Genomic DNA, 278 nt, shown 5'->3' with positions numbered 1-278 from the left:
GCCACCGCCCTGGGCTTCTCGCTGATCAACACCGGATCGGCCGCCGCCGCCGATCAGGAGGTGGCCCAGATCCAGGCCGTCACCGCCGCCGACATCCAGCGCGTCGCCCGCAAATATCTGACGCCGCAACGCCAGTCGACGATCACCTTCCTGGCCGCCGACGACAAGAACCCGGCCTCGGTGCAGAAGATGAACGTGGACGCGCCGGTCAAGGTCGCCGACCTGGCCCCCGCCGGCGAGCCCGCCGTCCTGCTGCCCGAGGCCGAGCGCGCCCGTTT

Annotated in this window: 1 protein-coding gene; it reads left to right on the top strand. The window is 71.2% G+C overall.

All coding sequences use genetic code 11. The features are described 5' to 3' along the window. Positions 1-278 (top strand): hypothetical protein (locus CVH10_RS19905; RefSeq protein ID WP_146143145.1); only part of this gene is annotated, 278 nt, incomplete at both ends.

It is taken from the genome of Halomonas sp. ND22Bw, from assembly GCF_003011945.1.
Classification (GTDB): Bacteria; Pseudomonadota; Gammaproteobacteria; order Pseudomonadales; family Halomonadaceae; genus Halomonas; species Halomonas halophila.
This window is presented reverse-complemented; position numbering and strand designations above follow the sequence as displayed.